At 67.4% G+C, this 22364-nt stretch carries 18 protein-coding genes; 9 read left to right on the forward strand and 9 right to left on the reverse strand.

Going from position 1 to position 22364, the window contains the following annotated elements; genetic code table 11:
• Position 1 precedes the first annotated feature (1 nt).
• Positions 2 to 526, reverse strand: coding sequence for a GtrA family protein (locus ACIP5Y_RS39995; protein ID WP_400358135.1), 525 nt, complete (start codon positions 524 to 526; stop codon positions 2 to 4).
• The gene (locus tag ACIP5Y_RS40000) at positions 523 to 2715 is read right to left on the reverse strand and encodes a hypothetical protein (RefSeq protein ID WP_400358956.1); all 2193 of its coding nucleotides are present in this window, start codon (positions 2713 to 2715) and stop codon (positions 523 to 525) included. The genes ACIP5Y_RS39995 and ACIP5Y_RS40000 overlap by 4 nt, the downstream gene beginning before the upstream one ends.
• Before the next feature lie 365 nt (positions 2716 to 3080).
• Here ACIP5Y_RS40000 and ACIP5Y_RS40005 point away from each other — a divergent pair, with 365 nt between their 5' ends.
• Positions 3081 to 4112, forward strand: a complete 1032-nt coding sequence (locus tag ACIP5Y_RS40005; RefSeq protein ID WP_400358958.1) for a glycosyltransferase — start codon at positions 3081 to 3083, stop codon at positions 4110 to 4112.
• Positions 4102 to 5241, forward strand: a complete 1140-nt coding sequence (gene rffA / locus ACIP5Y_RS40010) for a dTDP-4-amino-4,6-dideoxygalactose transaminase (protein WP_400358137.1) — start codon at positions 4102 to 4104, stop codon at positions 5239 to 5241. Before ACIP5Y_RS40005 ends, rffA begins: the two co-directional genes overlap by 11 nt.
• Here rffA and ACIP5Y_RS40015 read toward each other — a convergent pair.
• A complete protein-coding gene (locus ACIP5Y_RS40015; RefSeq protein ID WP_400358139.1) occupies positions 5231 to 5989 on the reverse strand; it encodes an aquaporin in 759 nt (252 codons plus the stop codon). The two genes, rffA and ACIP5Y_RS40015, sit on opposite strands and share 11 nt — an antisense overlap.
• A gap of 111 nt (positions 5990 to 6100) precedes the next feature.
• Positions 6101 to 9022 carry an AMP-binding protein gene (locus tag ACIP5Y_RS40020; protein WP_400358960.1) on the reverse strand — a complete coding sequence of 974 codons (2922 nt, stop codon included), beginning with the start codon at positions 9020 to 9022 and terminating at the stop codon, positions 6101 to 6103.
• 560 nt (positions 9023 to 9582) lie between these two features.
• Between ACIP5Y_RS40020 and ACIP5Y_RS40025 the strand changes: the two genes are divergently transcribed.
• Genes ACIP5Y_RS40025 through idi form a run of 4 tightly spaced genes read left to right on the forward strand, consistent with a single transcriptional unit; the run spans position 9583 to position 14495 of the window.
• Positions 9583 to 10989, forward strand: a complete 1407-nt coding sequence (locus ACIP5Y_RS40025) for a family 2B encapsulin nanocompartment shell protein (protein WP_400358141.1) — start codon at positions 9583 to 9585, stop codon at positions 10987 to 10989.
• Between the two features lie 12 nt (positions 10990 to 11001).
• On the forward strand, positions 11002 to 12924 hold the full coding sequence (locus tag ACIP5Y_RS40030) for a family 2 encapsulin nanocompartment cargo protein terpene cyclase (RefSeq protein ID WP_400358143.1): 1923 nt from the start codon (positions 11002 to 11004) through the stop codon (positions 12922 to 12924).
• A gap of 51 nt (positions 12925 to 12975) precedes the next feature.
• A complete protein-coding gene (locus tag ACIP5Y_RS40035) occupies positions 12976 to 13896 on the forward strand; it encodes a geranyl diphosphate 2-C-methyltransferase (protein WP_400358145.1) in 921 nt (306 codons plus the stop codon).
• Entirely contained in the window at positions 13893 to 14495 is a 603-nt protein-coding gene (gene idi / locus ACIP5Y_RS40040) for an isopentenyl-diphosphate Delta-isomerase (RefSeq protein ID WP_400358146.1), read from the forward strand. Before ACIP5Y_RS40035 ends, idi begins: the two co-directional genes overlap by 4 nt.
• 139 nt (positions 14496 to 14634) lie before the next feature.
• Here the strand turns inward: idi and ACIP5Y_RS40045 are convergent, their stop codons facing one another.
• The 4 genes from ACIP5Y_RS40045 to ACIP5Y_RS40060 all read right to left on the reverse strand — a co-directional run bounded on the left by ACIP5Y_RS40045 (position 14635) and on the right by ACIP5Y_RS40060 (position 18586).
• Entirely contained in the window at positions 14635 to 15867 is a 1233-nt protein-coding gene (locus tag ACIP5Y_RS40045; protein WP_400358148.1) for a globin domain-containing protein, read from the reverse strand.
• Between the two features lie 9 nt (positions 15868 to 15876).
• Complete coding sequence (locus tag ACIP5Y_RS40050; protein WP_400358150.1) at positions 15877 to 16335, reverse strand: RrF2 family transcriptional regulator; 459 nt, start codon at positions 16333 to 16335, stop codon at positions 15877 to 15879.
• 76 nt (positions 16336 to 16411) lie between these two features.
• A complete protein-coding gene (locus ACIP5Y_RS40055) occupies positions 16412 to 17935 on the reverse strand; it encodes an NCS1 family nucleobase:cation symporter-1 (RefSeq protein WP_400358152.1) in 1524 nt (507 codons plus the stop codon).
• 147 nt (positions 17936 to 18082) lie between these two features.
• Positions 18083 to 18586 carry a hypothetical protein gene (locus ACIP5Y_RS40060; protein WP_400358154.1) on the reverse strand — a complete coding sequence of 168 codons (504 nt, stop codon included), beginning with the start codon at positions 18584 to 18586 and terminating at the stop codon, positions 18083 to 18085.
• Positions 18587 to 18766: 180 nt separating this feature from the next.
• Between ACIP5Y_RS40060 and ilvA the strand changes: the two genes are divergently transcribed.
• Positions 18767 to 20008 (forward strand): threonine ammonia-lyase, encoded by a 1242-nt coding sequence (ilvA, locus tag ACIP5Y_RS40065; RefSeq protein WP_400358156.1) that lies wholly within the window; start codon positions 18767 to 18769, stop codon positions 20006 to 20008.
• Positions 20009 to 20032: 24 nt separating this feature from the next.
• Here the strand turns inward: ilvA and ACIP5Y_RS40070 are convergent, their stop codons facing one another.
• Complete coding sequence (locus ACIP5Y_RS40070) at positions 20033 to 20356, reverse strand: DMT family transporter (RefSeq protein WP_400358158.1); 324 nt, start codon at positions 20354 to 20356, stop codon at positions 20033 to 20035.
• A gap of 98 nt (positions 20357 to 20454) precedes the next feature.
• Between ACIP5Y_RS40070 and ACIP5Y_RS40075 the strand changes: the two genes are divergently transcribed.
• Together ACIP5Y_RS40075 and ACIP5Y_RS40080 are read left to right on the forward strand one after the other, a co-directional pair.
• Positions 20455 to 21954: an alpha/beta hydrolase gene (locus ACIP5Y_RS40075; protein WP_400358160.1), complete on the forward strand. Its 1500-nt coding sequence runs from the start codon at positions 20455 to 20457 to the stop codon at positions 21952 to 21954.
• Between the two features lie 209 nt (positions 21955 to 22163).
• Positions 22164 to 22346: a hypothetical protein gene (locus tag ACIP5Y_RS40080; protein WP_400358162.1), complete on the forward strand. Its 183-nt coding sequence runs from the start codon at positions 22164 to 22166 to the stop codon at positions 22344 to 22346.
• Positions 22347 to 22364 lie beyond the last annotated feature (18 nt).

Genomic DNA, 22364 nt, shown 5'->3' on the forward strand with positions numbered 1-22364 from the left:
ACTACCGGGCCTCGTGGGTGGGGGGTGCATCGTGGGTGCGGCGGAAGGAGATGTGGCGGTGGCCGAAGTAGCTCACTATCGCTACGAAGGCCATGACCACTACCGCGGCGGGCTTGTCGGGGGCGTGGAGGAGAGACACGGCGCCTTGGAGGAGGGCCATGTTGAGGAGCATGCCCACCAGGTTCACGCCTACGAAAGCTATGAAGTCCCGGACCAGGTGGCCGCGTACCCGGAACACCAGTGTGCGATGGAGAACGAAGGCGATGACCATGCTTACGCAGTAGGCCAGCGCTACGGAAAGAGCCGCGGCCACATTCTCCGAGACCACGCCGTGTAGGACGGTCAGCCAGACGACGGTGAGGACCATGCCGAGGACGGTGTTGAAGCCACCGACCAAGGCGTAGGCCACTTCCTGACGACGCACCAGCCGCAGCAGCGGGCCGGCCGGGCCGGATTCGGCGGTGATCTCGGTGCCGGCCGGCGCGGCGGCCGCGGGCCCGCTGCCCGGGTTGTCGGTGGTTGTCACGAGAGGGAGTCCACCAGTTCTCGGGTCGGTTCCGGATTGACCGGGTCGGCGTGGTCTTCGCCGGGGCGGCGACCGCGGAACCACAGGTATTGCAGGAGGCAGAGACCGAGGAGGCCGGCCGCCGCGCTGCCGATGCCGATCTTCCAGCCGGGCGGGCGCCAGGTCAGGTCGAGGACGGCGCCCTTGGTGCCGGCGGGGATATCCACGGCGACAAAGACTTTCGCGACGGTGGTGAAGGGGACGCTCTTGCCGTCCAGGGTGAGGCGGTAGCCGGGCCAGGCCAGGCGGGAGAAGATGAGGCGGCCGCCGCTGTCGGAGGTGACGCGCACGCGGCTGGTGGTGTCGGTCTCGGACAACGAGTTCGCGGTGACGTTGCGGGCGTCGGCGATCCGGCCGTTCACGGCGGAGATCGGGCCGTTGTCGCGTTCCAGCACCCAGATGTATTTCTGGTGCCCGGGAACGTCGACGAAATGCCAGCCGTCCGGGGCGGGTTGGTTACCGGCGTCGGGGAACATGGCCTTCTGCAACACCACTCGGTCCACCTTCATGAGGTCGGCGAGGGTGCGGCCGGTGCCGGGTTCCAGCGCGAACATGCGCCGGTAGGCGTCGGGGCAGACACTGCCGTCCCAGGCCATGCAGAGCATCTGCCCGAAGTAGAAGTGCCCGTTGGGTGTATAGCCGTTGACGTAGTTGCGTTCCAGGTCCTTGGCGTAGTTGCCCCACACCAGGGAGCCGTACGCGCCCTGCAGGCTCTTGTCCGCGGGCTGCAGCAGACCGCGGTCGGAGAGCTGAATCGTGGTGCCGTCGGCGAACTTCGGGAAGACCTGTTTGGCGTCTTCCCGGTTCGCGGGCAGGTTCCAGGACATGGGCGTAGGCTGCACGGACCGCACCTGGAAATAGGCGATCGGTATGACGGCGGCCAGCGTCAGCGCGGCCGCCGCTGCGACGCCGCGTGTGCGGCCCAGCCACACCACCGCCGCACCGAGGACCGCCACGATGACCGCTGACAGCACATGCCAGAGCACATCGTGCGGGTCGGCGGAGAAGGTGCGCACCCACAGGGCGAGGATCAGTACTCCCGCGGCAATGCCGCGATTACGCCAATTGCGTACCGTGCCGAATCGCCCGAGCAGCACGCACACCAGCACCAGCAGACCCAGCGCCAGCATGGGTAGTACCCGCGCGGGCCAGCGTAGCGGCCCGACCACACCGGGCCCGGCCGTCCACATCAATGCCATCAATGCGAACAGCGCGATGGAGACGAATTCCTTCCACCGTGCCCGCGCCGCGGCCCAGTCCACGAATGCCAGTGCCGGAATCAGGAACCAGGCGATATAGGTCATGGGCAGCGGCTGGACGTATCCCCACCACGACTGGAATGCGGGCATCGTGCTGGGCAGGCTGGCATTCAGCGATTCCGACCACGGCACGGTCAGGAACATGTCGTTATTGATCTGCGAATTGCCACGCCAGCTCACCTGCGCGGACAACATGCTCGGCAGGAAGGTCGCCAGACCGGCGAGACCCGCGCAGCCCGCGGCGGCGGTCAGCCGCAGCAGCGGCATCCAGGATGCCTTCCCGCGCAGCACCACTTCGCCCACCGCGACGGCGACGAGCATGAGCACCGCTTCCACCGCCGGGAACACGTATTGCACGGTGATCGCGAGATAGAGATAGATGAAGACCGGGATGGGGCCGCCCTTGCCGCGGGCATACCGCACCGAGGAGGCCCAGGCGTGGATCATCCAGGCCGTGCCGGTCATGGCCGTGTACCAGCTGGCCTCGTCGAAGAAGAGGAAGAAGCCGGTGAAGGGCATTGCCACGCCGGCGACCGCGGCCCATTCGGGGCGGGAACCGTACGCGAGGCAGACGCGGTACACGCCGAGGCCGGCGATGATCGCGAAGACGAGTTTGATGAGGGTGGCGTAGACCGCCAGGTTCGGCACCGAGGGCGCGATCAGGTCGATCAGCAGCTGCGGCGGATTGAAAAGTCCCGCTTCCTCATTGGTGTAATTACCGGTCATCCACTGCTCGGGAATGAGCAGCGGGAAATGACCCTCGCGGAAGGCGCGACCGAAGAACACCCAGAGCCCGGTGTACTGGGATTCAGTGTCATCGGTGAAGAAGTGCCGGGCATTTGCCAGCACCACCGCGAGGTATCCGAGCGCGACACCGGCGACGGTGATCATGCCCCAGCGGTTCACTGCACGCCGCGCCGCCCGTTCATCGGCCTCGGATTCGGTGGCCCCGACCACCTCGGAAATTGAGCTTTCCACCACGAGTTCCAGACCCTACAGTGCGTTTCGCCGGATGGCATTGTCCCAGTCCGTTGGGAGATTCCGGACGTAAGGAATGATGTGGCCATGATCAGCCTGCGCCCCGATTGTCGCGACCTGCAGCGTGTTAAAGTTCACGGCGGCTCGAACTCTGCTGTTCAGCGAGAAGTTCCGGCGCGCACCGTCCTCGAAAGTCGATTGAGCTGATGCCGATTCCGTCTGCCCGCCCCCCTCGGTCCGAGACCGATCGACGCGGCGCCCCCGGCCCCTCCGGGCGGGTGCACGCCGTGTCCGTCGTGGTGCCCGTGTACCGGGGCGAGGAGACCATCGCCGCGCTCGTCGCCGAGCTGGACAAACTGGGCGGACCGGTCACGACGCCGGACGGCGCGCTCTTCCGGGTGGACGACATCGTGCTCGTGCACGACCACGGCCCCGACCGCTCCGATGTGGTGCTGCAGGAACTGGCCGAAACCTATCCGCAGGTGCGGGTGGTGTGGATGAGCCGCAACTACGGACAGGACGCCGCCACCATCGCGGGCATGGCCGCCGCGCACGGCGACTGGACCGTCACCATGGACGAGGACGGGCAGCACGATCCGGCGTTCATCGGCGAATTCCTCGACGCGGCACTGAACCAGCGCGCGGACCTGGTGTACTCCAAGCCCAGCAATACCCGCCCGCACGGCTTCCTGCGCAATATCACCTCGCGCGGCGCGAAGGTGGTGCTGGCCACGCTGTTCGCGTTCCCGGACTCCACCCGGTTCGAGTCCTACCGGCTGATCCGCGGCGATATCGCGCGGCAGCTGGCCGGAGTCGCCTCCAACGGAGTGTATTTGGATGTGGCGCTCACCTGGGTGGTGGGCGATGTCGCGCAGGTGCCGGTCACCTTGCGCGCCGAGGGCCGCGAGGACTCCGGCTACAACTACCGCCGCTTGTTCTCGCTGTTCTGGAAGATGGTGCTGTGCAGCGGAACCCGCGGCCTGCGCCTGGTGAGCCTGCTGGGCGTCACGCTGGCCGTGGTCGGCGGGGTGATGGCGGCGTGGGTCGTCTATCAGGCCCTCACCGACAGTGGCGCCGACCCGGAGGGCTGGGCCTCGCTCATGACGGTGCTGCTGCTGTGTTCGGGCGCGGTGCTGTTCTCGCTCGGCCTGATCGCCGAATATCTCGGTGTGGCATTGCACGTCCTGGTGGGCAAACCGCTATACCTGACAGTGGATTCGCCCACGCCGCGGCCCGAACCGCGCGAAAACCGCTACCGTGAAATCGAATACGACGCAGCAATGAGAGGGACAGACCCGGGTGAGCACTGACCGCATCATCTTCAGCCGCCCGTTCCGTGCCGCGCGCGAGCTGCCCAATGTGGAAGCGGTGCTGTCCTCCGACCACAGTCACGGCGACGGGCCGTTCACCGCGGCGGCCACCGCCAAGCTGCGCGAGGTCACCGGGGCGCCGTACGCGCTGCTGACCACCTCGTGCACGCATGCGCTCGAAATGGCCGGGCTGCTCCTGGAACTCGGCCCGGATGACGAGGTCATCGTCCCGAGCTTCGCGTTCACCTCCAGCGCGACCGCCATGGCCCTGCGCAGCGCCACAGTGGTTTTCGCCGATATCGACCTATCCACCGGCAATCTGGACCCGGAGTCGGTGGCGCGGCTCATCACCCCGCGCACCAAGGCCATCATGGTGATCCACTACGGCGGCGTGGCGGCGGACATGGAGGGCCTGCAGCGCCTCGCCGGCGCCCATGGCATCGCCATCATCGAGGACAATGCGCACGGCCTGGGCGGCCGCTGGCGGGGCCGCCCGCTGGGCACCATCGGCACCATCGGCGCGCTGAGCTTCCACGACACCAAGAACATTCACTGCGGTGAGGGCGGCGCGGTGCTGCTCACCGACGAGATCCTGATGGCGCGCGCGGAGATCATCCGCGAGAAGGGCACCGACCGGGCGCGGTTCCTGCGCGGCGCGGTGGACAAGTACTCGTGGCAGGACATCGGCTCCAGCTACCTGCCCAGCGAGTTGAACGCCGCGGTGCTGGACGCGCAGCTGAGCGAGTTCGACACCATCCAGGAGAACCGGCACCGGGTGTGGAACACCTACACCGCCGCGCTCCCGGAGTGGGCGCGCCGCAATGATGTCCGGCTCATGACGGTCCCGGACGATCGCGATCACACGGCGCACCTCTACTACCTGCGCGTGCCCGCCGAGCACCGCCGCGACGACCTCATCACGCATCTGGCGCAACGCGGCATCGTGGCGCCGTTCCATTACGTGCCACTGGATTCCAGCCCCGCGGGGCTGAAACTGGGCCGCACTCCGGTGCCGTGCACGCGCAGCGCCGAGTTCTCCGGAACCGTTGTGCGCCTGCCGCTCTGGCCGGGACTGACCGAAGAGCAGCTGGCGCGTGTGGTCGACGGGGTAACTTCGTTCACCGTCTGATCGGGCGGCCGTGCACGACGGCGTAGACCAGCGCGCCGACCACCCCGCCCACCAGCGGGAAAACGATGAAGGCCCACAGCTGACCCAGGGCATCGTCCTGGAACGGCGCCGAGGCCAGACTGCGTGCCGGGTTGATCGAGGCATTGTCCACCGGGATGGCGACCAGATTGGTCACCGCCAGCGTGATGCCGATGGCCAGCCCCGCGAGCGCGGTATCGGCCACCCGCTCGGTCACCGACAGCACCACGAACACCAGCAGCGCGGTCAGCACCACCTCGATCGTGATCGTGGCCCAGAGCCCGTACCCGTCCTGCCCGCCCTTCGCGGCGGGACTGTATTCACCGAATCCGTTGGCGGCCAATCCGTCCGCACGGTGGTATCCCGGCAGGCCACTGGCTACCCCGTAGACGAGCAGACCGGCCACCAGTCCGCCGACCGCCTGCGCGGCCACGTACAGGGCCGCCGCGACGACCGAAATGCGTCCCAGCACCAGTTGAGCGAGCGTCACCGCCGGATTGATATGACATCCGGATACCCGGCCGATGGCGTAGACCAGGCACAGCAGCGTGAATCCGAAGGCCAGTGCAATCCCCAGCGCCCCGACCCTGCCGCCGGCCAGCACCGCCGTCCCGACCCCTGCGAACACCAGCACAAAAGTACCGACCCCCTCGGCCAGTACTCTGCGCAGGATCGGAACCTCGTCCCGATCAACGTCTTCCGCAACCTCCGTGCGAGTCCCCTGCGTCATCCCGCCTACCCCCTTCGAGGTAAGTCGATCCGGAAATATGATGTTGGATAAGGCTTTTCAGCCCTACCCACACATCATTAACGGATCGGCGGGCCCGCCGGTTCAACCGGATCAGGAGAACAGGCGGGTGACCAGTTCGGGGGTGAGCACCTCGTAGGCCTCGGATTCCCGGTTGTACCACCAGGTCCGGTCGTCGGGTTCGGCGCGGCCCGCGGCCTGCACGGCACGCGTGGACGGGCGGAAGGTGGAGCTGCGCGGGATCTCGTCGACCACGTAGACGATGTCCGGCCGTTGCGCCGGGGACAGCGCGCGAACGGCCTCGCTGACATCCTTGGGCGCCAGGGTGAAACCGTCACGGACGCTCACCGCGGCCACGGCGAGGATGCGGTCACGGACCGGGACCGCGAAGGCGACCTCCATGTCCACGGCGGTGATGTCGTTCAGCAGGTCGACGATGGGCTGGGTGTAGACCGGCCCGCGCGGGGTGTGAATGACGGTGTCGCGGCGGTCCATCAGCCAGTAGTCCCCGTCGCTGTCGCGGCGGAAGAGGTTCTCCGTCGGCATCCAGGAGTCGCCGGGCGCGAAGACGCCACGCAGGCCGCCGGCCGAGAGGTCGACGGTGTCGGAGGCGGTGCCGATGAGCAATCCCACCTCGTTATCGGCGCAGCGGCGCGCGAAACCCGAATCGTCGACCAGGATTTCGTCGGTGGTCGGGTCGTAGGCGATGAGTTCGACCCGGGCGGTGCCGGGCACCGGCCGGCCCTTGCAGGCGATCTTGATGCCGGACACGTTGGCCAGCACCACATCTCCCTCGATGGACGCGTAGAACTCCAGCACGCGGGCGTCGAAACGCTCCTGGGTGCGCCGCCACAGTCCGGCGGGCATACCCGACCCGATGAACAGCCGGATCGGATGCGGATGCCCGTTCGGGAAGGTGTCGGCGTCCAGGATGTCGCGCATCATGGTCCAGGTGTAGGTGACCACCGTGACGCCGTACCGGTGCACCTCCTCGGCGAACTGGGCCGGGTCCAGCGAACGAGCCAGCGCGATGCGGCTGCCACCCGCCACCGCGCCACCGAGGCTGACTAATAGTCCAGAGGAATGGTGCAGCGGCGCAAGGCAATACACGGTGTCATTGCGGTCCAGGTCGGCCGCGGTCGCGGTACCGAACGCGGACAGCGCCCACCGGTGATTGGTGATGTATTTGACGTCGAAGTGATCGCCCGTACCGGTGACCAGAATGAACGCCAGCTCGCGCGCCAGGCCCGGATCGGGCCGGTACCACGCGGGCAGGCTGACCGCGTCCGGGTCGATCTGCTCCATATCCACGACATCGCTGCCGAGCGGGATACCCAGGTGATCGGTGCCCGCGTCACGCGAGCCACCGCCGAGCACCAGCACTCGATGCCCGGTGGCGACGGCCGCCGCCAGATTCTCCGGATCCGCGAGCAGCAGTCGCGCCCCGGTCAGCTCGACCACCTTGGTCAGTTCGCTGCCGGGCGCCAGCAGTACGGCGACCGCGCCGAGCCGGGACAGGGCGGCGATGGCGACCAGGGCGCTGGGCCGGGTCTCCATGACCACGCCGACCCGGGTGGCCGGGCGCACGCCGACGGAGATGAGGCCGCGCACCACATTGTCGATGCGCTGATTCACCGCCTTGTTGGTGTGCACGCGATCCTCGAACAGGAAGCATTCCCGCGACGGATTGTTCCGGGCGTGCTCACCGAGCAGGCGGCCCAGCGAGATCCGGGTGTGCGGCTGGATCATGCCGAGCCGGGTGAGGCGGGGCAGCGCGCGGGCGGCCTCACCGGTGAGTTCGACGGTGCCACGCAGGGTCTGCCCCGCGACGCCCTCGATGGTCTTGCCCAGGCTGGTGCCGGCCTCGGCCAGGCTGCCGAGCGCGTGCACGGCGCGGGTGAAGCCGGAGCTGGGGCCCTTGCGGGCCACCTCGAGGCTCATGTGCTGGATCTGCTCGGGCAGCTCGCCGCGGCCGGACTGCCAGTTCACCCAGTCGCGCACCAGCGGCCAGGTCTGGCGGGTGGCGGTGGAACCGGAGACGAGGCCGAAATGCCCTGCGATCAAACTGGCTTCGAATACCTCGGCATTGGGTGCGGCGCGCACGATGCCGCGCACGGCGGCGGGCTGGCCGATATCGTCGACCTCGCCGACGAAGGCCAGGATCGGGCATTTCAGCTCGGCCAGGGAGATGAGCTGGTCGCGGATCACGAAGCCGCCCAGCATCATTCGATTGTGCTTCACGAACTGCTGCAGCAGATCGGTGAGCGCGGGACCCGGGTAGCCGAGCCAGCCCTCGCCCTCCAGGAAGCGGCGCTGCCGCTCCTTGGGCAGCAGGGCGTCGCGGTTGTGCAGCTGGCGCAGGAAGTCCAGCCGGGCGCGGGCGGTCTTGACCGGGTCCAGGGCCTGGAAGCCCAGGCGCACCATGGAATCGGTGATCGGCAGCCGATTCAGCACATGATCGGTGAGGAAGTCGGCGGCGTCGGAGACCAGGCCGTGCGGCAGCCCGAACGGCATGCCCGCGACGGCGTCCACCGGGCTGCCGAAGGTAACGATCGATTCCACGCCCTTGCCGTAGCGGTAGGCCGCGGTCTGATAGGCGAACATGCCACCCTGCGAGTAGCCCATGAGATGGACGGCGCGCCCGGTCAGTTCGGTGACGGTGTCGACGGCGCTGCTGACCGCGAGCACATGGTCGGCGAGGTCGCGGTCCCAGCCGCCCTCCTCGGTGGCGGGCGAGCCGAAATCGACCACCCAGCAATCGATTCCGGCGGTGTGCAGCATGCCGACGGCCCCGTCCGCGGCGTTCACGTCCCAGATCTCGGCGCTCACCATGATGGGCGGGACGAGCACCACGACGGGCCGATCGGCGGTGGTGTCGTCGGGGAAGTAGTGCCGTAGCCGGTACATGCGCTTGCGTTCGGTGACCTCGTACGGCGAGGACTCGATGTCGTGAGCCAGTCCCCCGAACCGGATCACCTCCAGTCCGTTCTGGGCCGTCGCCACCAGGCGCTGCATCGGACCCACCACGGACCTCGTATTGAATTTCACGGCTTTGCTCCCAGCCTCACCCTGCTCGTGACCAGCGTCATCCGCCCCGACGCGTCCCGATGAGCTTGCCATAAGGCCAGCTTACTTCGCGGGGCTTGTGACCAGCACCATGAGAGCTAACGAATACAGACCGATCGGCCTTCTCAAACGTAGCAATCGGCAAGCAGATCCGACCGTCCGGTTGTTCGGCGAAAAACGTGTGAACCTGCGAATCCACCCATCCGGAACAACATTCCCCCGGTCATCATCGAGTTGCCGAGACCCACCGCGCGCCTTGGCATTCCGCGAGTGCGAGGCGGCAAAGCCCACAGCCGGATTCACAGCAATGTACTGGCCATCATGTTTATGCGTTTTACTGCGGCCGTACAACGAGCGGAACTACCATCGGTAGCGCTGGAACGCACTGTCGCGCTTGTTCTTTCACTCACTCATTCAGCTCTCGCAGACCCGAACGGGCCTGCTGTTTCGCCATGGACTCCACCGCTTTGCTCAAAATCGCGGTGGCCTTTAGAGGTGAGGACCGCAGCATGACCATCGAATCGCCCATCCAGACCGAAACCAATCACCGCAAATCCCTCAGTACCAGCGCCGCCTCCCAGCTGGCGCACACCACCAAATCCGAACCCCAGATGCAGGGCATCACCTCCCGGTGGCTGACCCGCGCCCTGCCCTGGAACGAGGTGAAAGGCGGCGTCTTCCGCGTCAACCGGCGGCTCACGCACACCGTCGGCAACGGCGAGGTGGAATACATCATCGACGGGCCCAACGCCCGGGTCATCCCGCTGGAACTGCAGGAACTCCCCCAGCTCCGCACCTTCGACGACGAAGAGATCCTGGCCGCCGTGGCCCGGCGCTTCGAACAGCGGAATCTCGAAGCCGGCACCATCGTCGCCGAATTCGGCAACCCCATGGATCAGGTCATGCTGATCGTGCACGGCAAGCTCTCCAAGATCGGCACCGGCGAATACGGCGAGACCACCAAGCTCGGCATGCTGGCCGGCGGCGATTTCTTCGGCGATGAAACCCTCACCGACGGCGACGTGCTCTGGCCGGTGACGGTCAAGACGGTCACCCCGACCACCATGCTGGTGCTGACCCGCTCGGCGCTCGACCAACTACTGGAGAACATCCCGCCGCTGCAGCGCCATCTGGAGGCCATCGCCTCCGCACCGCCGAAGCCGCAGAACAAGCAGGGCGAGGCCGAAATCCTGGTCGCCTCCGGCCATTCCGGGGAGCCACTGCTCCAAGGCACCTTCGTCGACTACGACGCCCAGCCGCGGCAGTACGAGCTCAGCCTGGCGCAGAGCGTGCTGCGGGTGCACACCCGCGTCGCGGATCTGTTCAACGATCCGATGGATCAGATCGAGCAGCAGTTGCGACTGACCATCGAAGCCCTCTACGAGCGCCGCGAATACGACCTGGTGAACAACGAGGACTTCGGGCTGCTCAACAACTGCGATCTCAAACAGCGCATCTACACCGAGTCCGGCGCGCCGAGCCCGGACGATATGGACGAGCTGCTGGCCATGCGCCGCAGCACCAAACTGTTCCTGGCCCACCCCAAGGCGATCGCGGCCTTCGGGCGCGAATGCAACAAGCGCGGCATCTACCCGGACCCGGTGGAGATCGACGGCCACCGCGTGCCCTCCTGGCGCGGCGTCCCGATCTATCCGTGCAGCAAGATCCCGGTCAGCGACACCCAGACCACCTCCATTCTCGCCATGCGCACGGGCATGAAGGAGCAGGGCGTCGTCGGCCTGCATCAGACCGGGATTCCCGACGAGTACGAGCCCAGCCTGAACGTGCGGTTCAAGGGCATCGACGACCAGTCGATCATCTCCTACCTGGTCTCCTGCTACTACTCGGCCGCCGTCCTGGTCCCCGACGCGCTCGGCATTCTCGACAATGTGCTGGTCGCCCGGCAGTCCGACTGATCGGAGCAGGCCATGTCGGTGCTCTCCCGCGCCGCGGCGCCGCCCGCCACCCACGAGGTGGCGGCGGCTGTCGCCGCACTCCTGACCAATCTCGACCCCAACGCCCCGGCCACGCTCTTCGCCGCGGAATCACCTGCCCCACTGGATGATTCACGCCTCGACGAGTCCGATGCCGCCGAGGCGCACGGCCCCCGCCGCCTCCTCGGTCCCAGCGGCCTGGGCGCCCCCGCCGTGACCCCGAACCTCCCCACCCTCGAGGCCATAGCCCAGATCGCCCAGCGGGCAGGCCACCCCCCGGCCCCTTCCGGCGGTGCGGTCGCGCCCCCGCACACCGCGCAAGGCCGCAAATCCCCTCCGGGCCCGATCCCTCGCTCCTTCGGGTCGGGCGGCCTACCTGCGCCGCCGGCCGCCGGCGGTTCTCCCACCCCACCCGAAACACACTTGCCCGCAACATCACCCATGGCGGCCGCACCTCCAGCAGGCGCGACAGCCTCGCGTCCGCCGAAGCCCGCCGGCCCGACCGGAGTCGGCACCGGGTCGACCTATCGCCGCCCCATCGGCACCCCCGTCCCGGGTGAATCGCCCGCACCCACGAACTCGGGCGCGGCCGAACCGACGCGACCGGGCCGAATGCCGCAGGGCCCCAACGGTCTCGGATCTACCTCGGCGCACTGGCGGCGTCCCAACCCGCCCCAGGACGCGCCGGCTGCACCGACGTCCCCGGCAGCCCGCGCCGACACGGTGGTCGAGGCGGATGCTGCGGCTCCGGCGGTCGCCACCTCGGTGGCCGCCGCGCCGGGGGCGCCGAGTGCGGTGGACGGGGCGGGGCGGGCGGCATGGGAGGCCGCCGGATTACTCACCGGCAGTGGGTCTTCCGGAGGGCAACGGCAGGTTGCGCACGGGCCCAGTGGGATCGGGACCACGTTCACGCGGCGGAAGGCGAAGGGGCAGGTCATTCCGGCGCTCTACTGTCCGCCGCCGGTGCGGGATGATCCGGTGCTGGCGGCGGCGGTGAACGAGGGGATTCTGGCCTGGGCGCAGGCCATCGGGCTGTACGAGGGGCGGCTGGACGAATTACGGAAGGCCGACTTCGGGCGGTTGATCATGCTGGCGCATCCGGATTGCGACGATGCGGATCGGCTGCTGGCGGTGGCCAAGTGCGCGGTGTCGGAGTGGTCCGTGGACGACTACTACTGCGAGGAGGACGCCAGCGATATCGCGCCGGACGGGACCAGGTCCAGTGCCGCGGCGGAGCTCGGGCCACGGCTCGAATTGGCAGCCGCGACAATGGATCCGGTGTTCCTGCCGGCCCGGTATCAGGCGCAGGTGGAGCAGGCGCTGCAGAGCGATCCGATTCTGCGGGCCTTCCGGACCTCCTTCGAGCATCTGGCCCAATTCGCCTCGCCCGCCCAGGTGGCGCGGCTGCGGACCGAGATCGCCGGCTGGTTCATCGCGCTCGGCGCGGAGGCCGGCTGGCGGATGGCGGGCCGCATGCCACCGGTGTGGGAGTACCTGCTGAATCGGCAGCCGCACAGCTTCCTCCCGTGCATGGCCCCGCTCGACGCGGTCGGCGGCTACGAGCTCCTGGCGGCCGAATACACCGACCCCCGGGTGCGCAAGGTGACCACCACCGCCGCGCTCGCCAGTCAGATGGTCAACGACCTCTACTCCATGGCCCGCGAAGACCTCTCCGACGGCAGGGAATTCAATCTGCCGACGGTGCTGGCCGCCGAGGAGCAGTGCTCCCGTCGCGAGGCCGTGCAGCGCACCGCCGAGGTCCACGACGAACTGGTGCACCGCTTCGAGGCCGAGGCGGGCGCGCTCGCCGCCACCGGCTCCCCCGAATTACGCCGCTTCCTCGGCGGCCTGTGGGCCTGGATGGGCGGCAATCGCGCCTGGCATGCCGACAGCCGCCGCTACAACGAGAGGAACTGAGCCCCGGCCGGGTTCCTCTGTCCCTATCCGCGATCGAGAGGATTACCTCGCATGACCATGCTCCACTCCGACGGTACGTCCGAAGCCGACACGTCCGCACCCGGCACGTCCGAGGCCCCCGCCCGTGGTGTCCTGAAGACCGCCTATCAGAAATCGGTCGCCGCCTACTGGAACAACAACCCCAACGACGATCGGGTCAACACCAAACTCGGTGAGGTGGACGGTCTCTATCACCACCATTACGGCATCGGCGAGCCGGACTGGTCGGTCCTGGAAGGCCCCGAGGAGACCCGCCAGGAGCGCATTGTCACGGATCTGCACCGCCTGGAGACCGCACAGGCCGACCTGCTGCTGGACAGCCTCGGCGATGTCCGCCCCGGTGACCGCCTGATGGACGGTGGATCCGGCCGTGGCGGAACCAGTTTCATGGCCAATCAGCGTTTCGGCTGCGGCGTGGACGGCGTCACCATCTCCGAATACCAGGTGAAATTCGCCAATGCGCAGGCGGCGGACCGCGGCGTGGCGGACAAGGTGAAGTTCCACTTCGCCAACATGCTCGACACCGGTTTCGACACGGGTTCCCGGCGCGGCATCTGGACCAATGAAACCACCATGTACGTCGACCTTTTCGAGCTGTTCGCGGAATTCTCGCGACTGCTGGAACCGGGCGGACGGTACGTGTGCATTACCGGCTGCTCGAACGATCTGTTCGGGGCCCGCTCGGCCGCGGTGAGCTGGATCGACGCCCACTACGGCTGCAATATCCATCCGCGCAGCCGCTACTTCGCCGCGCTGGCCGCCAATGGCCTGGTGCCCGCCGCGGTGACGGACCTCACCGCGGCCACCATCCCGTACTGGGAGATGCGCACGAAGTCCGAGCTCGCGACGGGTGTGGAGAAGCCCTTCCTGACCTCCTACAAGGAGGGGAGTTTCCAGTACCTGTTGATCGTCGCCGATAAGGTGGGCAAGTGACCGGCACTATCGACGCATCCGACGCCACCCCGGCGGTCGACCGTGAAGCCCTGCTCGTCGAGCTCGTGGACGAGCAGGGCCGGCCGGTCGGCTCGCTGCCGGTAGCGGCGGCGCACACCGCACCGGGACGCCTGCACCGGGCATTCTCGGTACTGCTGTTCGACCCCGCGGGCCGGGTGCTGCTGCAGCAGCGCGCGGCCGTGAAGACCCGATTCCCGCTGCTGTGGACCAATACCTGCTGCGGGCATCCCGCACCCGGCCAGGACGTCGCCGAGGCCGCGGTGATTCGCCTGCGGGAAGAGATGGGCCTGTCCGCCGAACTGACCGAGGTGGGCAAGTTCACCTACCAGGCCGACGACCCGAGCACCGGCCGGGTGGAGTTCGAATTCGACCACGTGCTCATCGGCCGGCTGACGGACGCCACTCCCGAACCCGATCCCGCCGAGGTCGAGGAGATCGCCTGGATCGACCCCGGCTCCCTGGCTCCCGCGGTGGCCGCCTACCCGCAGCGCTACACCCCGTGGCTGGGCGGTGTGCTGCGGGTGATCGCCGCCTCCGGCCGCGCTCCGCGCCCGAACCCGGGCCACACTCCGGCCTGATCCGCCGGACCTCATACAGTCCCGGGCGGCCGCGACCACCGCCCGGAACGAAGGCCGGGAGCCTGTGCGGGCATGCCACGAAGGGCGCCGCACAGGCTCCCGGCCTACAGGGTTTCGGGACGACTGTGACGTTTACCGGCTAGACAGCGGCGTCGAGCAGCCAGTCGTTGGGGGCGAAGAGTTCGAAATGCACTCGGTTGCCGGAGATTCCGGCCGCCGTGAGCTGAGTGCGAACGGACTGGAGAAAGCCGGCACCGCCGCACAGGTAGTAGTCGGCGTCCGCGGGGAACTCGATTCCGGACAGGTTCATCAGGCCGTCGCCGTCCTTCTCGTACCACGCGTGCGCCTCCGCATTGTGCAGGCCCGCAACCAGATCCGTGACGCGCTCGCGGAGCGGATGGGTGGTTGCCGAGCGATCGGCATGCAGGACCTGGACGGGCCGGGCCGGCGCCGCGGCGGCCAGGTACTCGAGAATGCCCGCCATCGGGGTGATGCCGATGCCCGCGGAGATCAGGACCAGCGGCGTGGTGGCCGCGGGATCGATGGTGAGGTCGCCGAAGGGCAGGGTGATCTGGAGTTCATCGCCGACGCCGATGGTGTCGTGCAGCCAGGCCGAGACCTCGCCGGCCGGAGTTCCGGCCTCCGCCACCACCTTTCGCACCGCGAAGGCGAGCCGCCCGTCACCGGAACGGTTGGTGAGGCTGTATTGGCGCAACTGACGGGCGCCGTCGGGCAGGTCCGCGCCGACCGAGATGTACTGCCCGGGCACGAATTCCGGCAGTGGCCGATCGGCGTCCGCGGATTCCACCACGAAGACCGCAACGCCGGCGGGATCGTCGATGCGCTGCACTACCCGGGTTTCCCGGAAGACGTCTCCGGCCTCGACACCGGCGGTGTCGTAGAGCGACCGTTCGAGGTCGATGAGAGTGGTTGCCATCAGCCAATACACGCGGTCCCAGGCGGCGGCGACCTCCTCGGTGACCGTCTCCGCACCCAGCACCTCGACGATCGCGGCGAACAGATGCTCGTGCACGATGCGGTATTCGGCGGCGGTGACGCCCAGCGACGCGTGCTTGTGGCCGATGCGGGACAACAACTCTCGCGGATGCGGCAGGGCCGGATCCACCAGGTGGGTGGCATAGGTGGCGATGGAGGCCGCCAGGGCCCGCTGCTGCGCGCCCTGCTGCTGATTGCCGCGGTTGAAGCGGTCGCGCAACAGCTCCGGGTGCGCGGTGAACAGCGTGCGATAGAAGAGCTGGGTGATGTCGTCGATGCGGGCCCCGACGAGCGGAAGCGTCGCCCGGATGACTTCTGCGTGCCCGGCTTCCAACTCGAGGGCCTCGGGCAGCGCGGAATCCGGTGCGATCGTCATGGGGATCTCCTATTCGTTTGCGAATGCGGCCGACGGTATGTACGGCATGTACAGCAAATCCACGGTCCGCTGATCCACCACGTCCATGATCGTGTAGCGATCGAGCTCGGCGTAGAAGGCCTCCTGGGCCCGCCCGAGGGCGCCCCGCAAATTGCAGGCACCCGCAAGCGGGCAGGGATTGTCGCCGGTGCATTCGATGACCTCGCAGTCGCCTTCGAGGGCGCGCGTGATCCTGCCGAGGGTGGTGGTGCGGCCGGCGGCGGTGAGGAAGATGCCGCCGGTGCGGCCGCGCTGGGACTCCACGAACCCGAGTTCGGCGAGTTTGGAGACCGCCTTGGCCACATAGTTCTCCGAGGCGTTCACCTGTCTGGCAATGAGTTTGACGGTGACTCGTTCCTCGGCGCCACTACTGACGGCCAGTCGCATGAGGGCGCGCAATCCGAGATCTGTGAACCGGGAGAGCTGCATGTCTTCCACGGTACTAATTCCGACTGGGAAAAGCAGATTTCGGCGGTGTGCGCTTTAATACGCGCCCCCGTGCGGTTTATGTTACCGGCGACACAGTCTTATTCGACTGCGAATTGAGACCCGGCAAATATTTGGCGATCAGGACATATGTCACCAGCGCCAGCCCGCAACCGATGAACCAACTGTATTGCGCCGCAGTGTTCATTCCGTACAGACTCGTCGCCAGTACCGGGAAGACCGCGAAGATCGCACCCACCACGGTCGCGATGACCGCCACTGGATTGAATCCCTTGCGGTACCAGTACCTTCCGGACTCCGACATGGTGAACAGGTCGTCCACCACGATGGTCCGCTTGCGCACCAGGTAGTAGTCCGCGATCAGCACCCCGAACAGCGGTCCGATGAAAGCCCCGAGAACTTCCAGCGTGTAATGGATGACATCCGGATTGTTGTACAGGTTCCACGGCGTGATCAGCACGGACCCGATCGCGGCGATCATGCCGCCCATACGCCAGCTGATCCGCTGCGGGCTCACATGCGAGAAATCGAAGGCCGGCGAAATGAAGTTGGCGACGATATTGATGCCGACCGTCGCGATGGTGAAGGTCAAGGCACCCAGCACGATCGCGAAGGTGGAGTCGATGCGCGCCACGGTCTCCACCGGATCGGTGATGAGCTGCCCGTACACCGGAATGGTCAGCGACGCGGTGATCACCACCAGCAGCGAGAACGCCAGGAAGTTCACCGGCAGGCCGAGCAGGTTCCCGCGCCGCACCGCCCCCAGCGACTTGGCGTACCGCGAGAAGTCACCGAAGTTCAGCATCGGACCGGAGAAGTACGACACCACCAGCGCGATGGCGCCCAGCACCACCGGCAGCGCATCCCAGCCGTGGTATTTCACCGAACCGAGCTGCAGATTGATCGCACCCCAGCCGGCCTTGTGGATCAGATACCCGCACAGCGCGAACATGACGACATAGACGGCGGGACCGCAGAAGTCGATGAACTTGCGAATCGACTCCATGCCCTGCCAGAACACCGCCGCCTGAATCACCCACAGCACGAGGTAGGCGCACCAGCCCAGCAGCGACAGACCCAGGAATCCGTAATGGCTCGCCACGGCGTACGGTGCGAGACTCGGAAACAGTTTGATCGCAACAACTATCAGCGCCGCCGAGGCGAGATAGGTCTGAATTCCGTACCAGGCCACCGCGATCAGGCCCCGGATGATGGCCGGAATGTTCGCGCCGATCACCCCGAAGGCGCTGCGGCACATGACCGGGTACGGGACACCGGCGCGCTGGCTGGGCGCGGCGACCAGATTGCAGAGGAAATATACGATCGTGATGCCGATCAGCAGTGCGGCCAGCACCTGCCAGCCCGCCAGGCCGAGCGCGAAAAGACTGCCGGCCGTGACGTATCCGCCGACGCTGTGCACGTCCGACATCCAGAACGCGAAGATGTGATACGAGCCCCACCGCTGCTCCTTCAGGGGAGCCAGATCGTCATTGGTGAGGCGTGGGTCGTAGGCCGGCGGCGGGGCCGCGGCCTTCGGGTCCGCCGAGGTCGACGCTGCGGCGGGGGTGACAATATCGGTCATGGTGCATCCGATCGAAAATCCGGTGATGTCCGGATCACCATAGGGAGAGGCTATTGCCCCGCCGTTGCACGACCATTGCCCGCCCATTGCGGAATCCATATATCGTTTTCCGGGGGTTCACACGAGCCGGGTCCACCGGGCTCCCGGCTACATCATCTCGGCGCTGAGATGTCCTGTACCGGTGGTCAATCCGGGGCCGAGACAACCCATCACCATCTCCGGGGTCATCATCTCGTAGTCGGCGACGACGCGGACCCAACTGCCCAGCCCGAAACCGTCGACCACCTGCAGCGGACCGACCGTGGGCTGGGACATGCCGACCGGCCACGGTCCCCACAGCGTGCTGCTTTCCCCGTCGGACCAGTTGACATTCACTGTAAGCGGACCGTCGGCCGGACGCATACAGTCCGACATGGCGACGTGCATACCGGTGAAGGTGGCGCCGGTGATGGCCGGATCGCCGGAGCAGCCCCACAATCGCCCGACCGAGGTGAAGTGCAGCAGTTTGGGCGTCATATCGAGGACCCCGTCGATCGCGGTCCATCGAAAGTCACCGCCGCTGCAGCTCCCGATCGACGGCAGGGCGTGCGCCGCCGGCGCGAAGGCGGCCGGGGTCAGGACGGAACCGGCGCAGATACCGGCTGCCGCCAATATTTTCATTGTTTTCGACACAGCTTCCCTCTCGTCCCGCAATGGTGGAGGTGGGGCAGACCGCCGACGGGTGAGACGATAGCCGGACATTTCCGCTGTTCCGCGGATTGCCGTCAGCGCGCCGTGTCCGGTTAGTGAACTTCCTTCGGTTGGCGGCAGGGGTCGCTATTCACTGGCAACATGGCAGCCATGGACATGATCTCGCGGATCGATGCGGCGGCGACCCTACTGGCACCGGTCATCCGCCGAACTCCGGTAGTGGCGTCACGAGTGCTCTCGGAGCGAATCGGGCATGAAGTGTGGTTGAAGTGCGAGAACCTGCAGCGCACCGGATCGTTCAAACCGCGCGGCGCCTACAACCGCATCGCCAACCTCGCCGAATCCGAACGCGCCCACGGTGTGGTCGCGGCCAGCGCCGGTAATCACGCCCAGGGCGTGGCGTGGGCGGCCTCCTCGCTCGGCATCGAATCCACCGTCTTCATGCCGGTCGGCGCGGCCCTCCCGAAACTGGTGGCCACCAAGGCCTATGGCGCGACCGTGCATCAGGTCGGCGACACCATCGACGAATCCCTCACCGCGGCACGCGAATTCGCCGAGCAGACCGGCGCCACCCTGGTGCACCCGTTCGACCATGTGGACATCGTCGCCGGACAGGCCACCGTCGGGCTCGAAATCCTGAACCAGCTCCCGCGAGTCGGCACCGTCCTGGTGCCGACCGGTGGCGGCGGACTGCTCGCCGGCGTGGCCGCCGCGCTGCAGCGACTGGCGCCCGAGGTGCGGGTGATCGGCGTGCAGGCGGCCGAGGCGGCGGCCTGGCCCGCCTCCCTGGCCGCGGGCAAGCCGGTGCAGCTGGAGCAGATGGCGACCATGGCCGACGGTATCGCCGTCGGCAAGCCCGGCGAGGTGCCGTTCGAGCAGATCGTGGCCTGCGAGCCGACCATCGTGACCGTCGACGAGGACGCGTTGTCGAAGGCGCTGCTGCTGTGCATGGAACGCGCCAAACTGATCGTGGAACCCGCCGGGGCCGCCGCCGTCGCGGCGCTCATGGCTTGCGGCGCAGACGAACTCGCGCTCGAAGGCCCTGTGTGCGCCATCCTGTCCGGCGGCAATATCGACCCGCTGCTGCTGACCCGGGTGATCGGTCACGGCCTCAGCGCCGCCGGCCGCTACCTGGCCGCCCGGGTCACCATCTCCGATCGTCCCGGCAGTCTCAGCCGCCTGCTGGCCGAACTCGGCCGCACCGGCGCCAGCGTCCTCGACGTGGTGCATTCGCGCACCGGCGCGTGGCTGGCCATCGACGAGGTCGAGGTGCTGCTCACCCTGGAGACGCGCGGCCCGGCGCATCGGGACGAGATGCTGACCGCGCTCGCGGACGCGGGATACCCTGTGCGCGTGGAGGATACCGCGCACGCAGACGACTGATCGCCCGAGGTGCGGCGGTGCGCGTCAGTGCGCGCCGCCCAGCTCGAGCGCGAGCACGCCCGCGATCACCAGCACGATCCCGCCGATCTGCACCGGCGTGATGTGCTCGTCCAGGAACAGGGCGCCGATCGTCGCCACCGCGACCACCCCGACCGCCGACCAGATGCCGTAGGCGACACCGATTCCCATCCCCCGCTTCAGCGCCTGGGACAGGAAGAAGAACGCCAGGCCGTAACCGATCACCACGATGATCGACGGCGTCAGCTTGCTGAACCCCTCCGACAACTTCAGCGACACGGTCGCCGTCACCTCGGACGCGATGGCCAGGGCCAGCAGCAGGAAGGTCATGGCTGCACAATAGCCAGCGGCGCACCCCAGCCCGTACACCGCAAGGACTCAGGGTTGTCCTGGATGTGTGGTGATCATCGGATTCATAGGCTGAATCCATGCGAACCATGCAGCTCGTGAGCACGATGGTGTCCGCGGTGGCTCTCGCCGCCCTCTGCGCCGCCTGCGGATCCGATACGAAGGACGCGAAACCGGCTGTCCAGCCGCTCAGCTGGACCAACTGCCCGGCGGAGATGGGGACACAGGTGCAGTGCGCTTCCGTCGAGGTGCCTCTGGACCGGGACAAGCCGGACGGCGACAAGATCACGGTGGGCCTCAACCGCCTGCCCGCGAGCGATGCGGCGCACCGCATCGGATCGCTGGTGATCGATCCCGGCGGTCCGGGCGGCGCGGGCACCAGCGTGGTAGCCGGTGAAAGCGCCCATCCGGGAATCATTCCCGCGCAACTGCGGTCCCGCTTCGACCTCATCGGCTTCGATCCGCGCGGTATCGGCACCAGCAAGCCGCTGGTGCAATGCGATACCGAACTGCAGGCGAAACTGCCCGATATCTACCCCACGGATCAGGCTTCGTTCGATGCCCTGGTCGCCGCGAATCGGGCGCTCGGGCAGAGCTGTCAGCGGCTCACGGGCCCACTGCTCGATCACGTGGACACCATCAATGTCGCCCGCGATCTCGACGTGGTGCGGCAACGTCTCGGGGACGGGCCACTGAACTATCTCGGACTGTCCTACGGCACCGAGATCGGCTTCGAGTACGCGCGCCTGTTCCCCGGCAACAGCCGTGCGCTGGTATTGGACGGCGCCCTGGTGCATTCGCTGCCGCCCAGCGCCATGCACGTCTACGAGACGGCCGCGTTCGAGGACACCCTGCATCGCTTCGCGGACTGGTGTCATACCGCCACCGATTGCGCGCTCGGCGGTGACGACGCGAATTCCGTTGTCCGCGACCTGGCTACGCAGGCCCGGCGGGCGCCGCTCGCCGCGCCCGGTTGCGTCACCTCGGGTCAGTGCAAGCCCACGGTCGGCCTGGGTGATCTGATGCAGCAGATCCAGGACGAGATGCTCTTCGCACCCGATCTCCAGCCCGTCAGCCCAGGCTGGCCCGGCCTGGCGAAGGCGCTCGATCAGGCCCGCCACGGCGATGCCAGCGCACTCTCCCCCGCGAAACCCACCCCCTCGGACGCCGCCGGGCTGGCGGTCGGCTGCGCCGAATTCCGGGCCGACTTCGATACCTACGCCATGCTGAAGTCCGAGCAGACCCTCGCCGCGACCCTGGCCCCGAATACGCTCGGCATCGGACAGTCCTACAGCTACCTGGCCCAATGCCAGGGCTGGCCGGGCGCTTTCAGCAACCCGCCGCACACCGCCGTCGCGAAGCCGACCATCCGGCCGCTGCTGGTCAATGCCACCCATGACCCGTCCACCTCGTACGGCTGGGCGCAATTGATGGCGACCGAGATTCCGAACGCGGTCTTCCTGACCCGGGACGGCAACGGCCACACCTCTTCCCTCCTGCCCGGTCAGACCCGCGACGCGATCGTCGACTACCTGATCAACGGCACCCTGCCCGCGCCCGGCACGGTGCTGCCCAACTGAGTCGGCCGCCGACTGGATGAAATTAAATGGGATGCGGGGCGGGACCGGCTCTGGTTATGGTCGTCGGCATGTGGATGTTGCTGTTCTCCTGAGCACTTCTTGTTGCTCGTACGCCCTCGCGGTGCTTCTGTGCGCCGCGGCGTGCGCTTTCCCGACTCCGGCCGGACGCTGATTCCCGGTGAGCCGGTCCCACATATCCAGGAGGACCTGTGCCCGATCACTTTTCGCTGCCCGAAGACCGATCCGATGATTCCGCCGAACGGCAACTCTCCCGCAAGGAACGGCGGGCGAAGGCCGGTAAGCAGCCACAACAGCAGATGAGCGGCAAGGTGCGCGATCAAGGGCGGGTATCCGTACCGCCCGCCAAACATATGAACTACCGCCGCGGATGACGAACGGCCCGTGGCATT

Source organism: Nocardia sp. NPDC088792 (assembly GCF_044750615.1).
In the GTDB taxonomy this organism is placed as follows: domain Bacteria; phylum Actinomycetota; class Actinomycetes; order Mycobacteriales; family Mycobacteriaceae; genus Nocardia.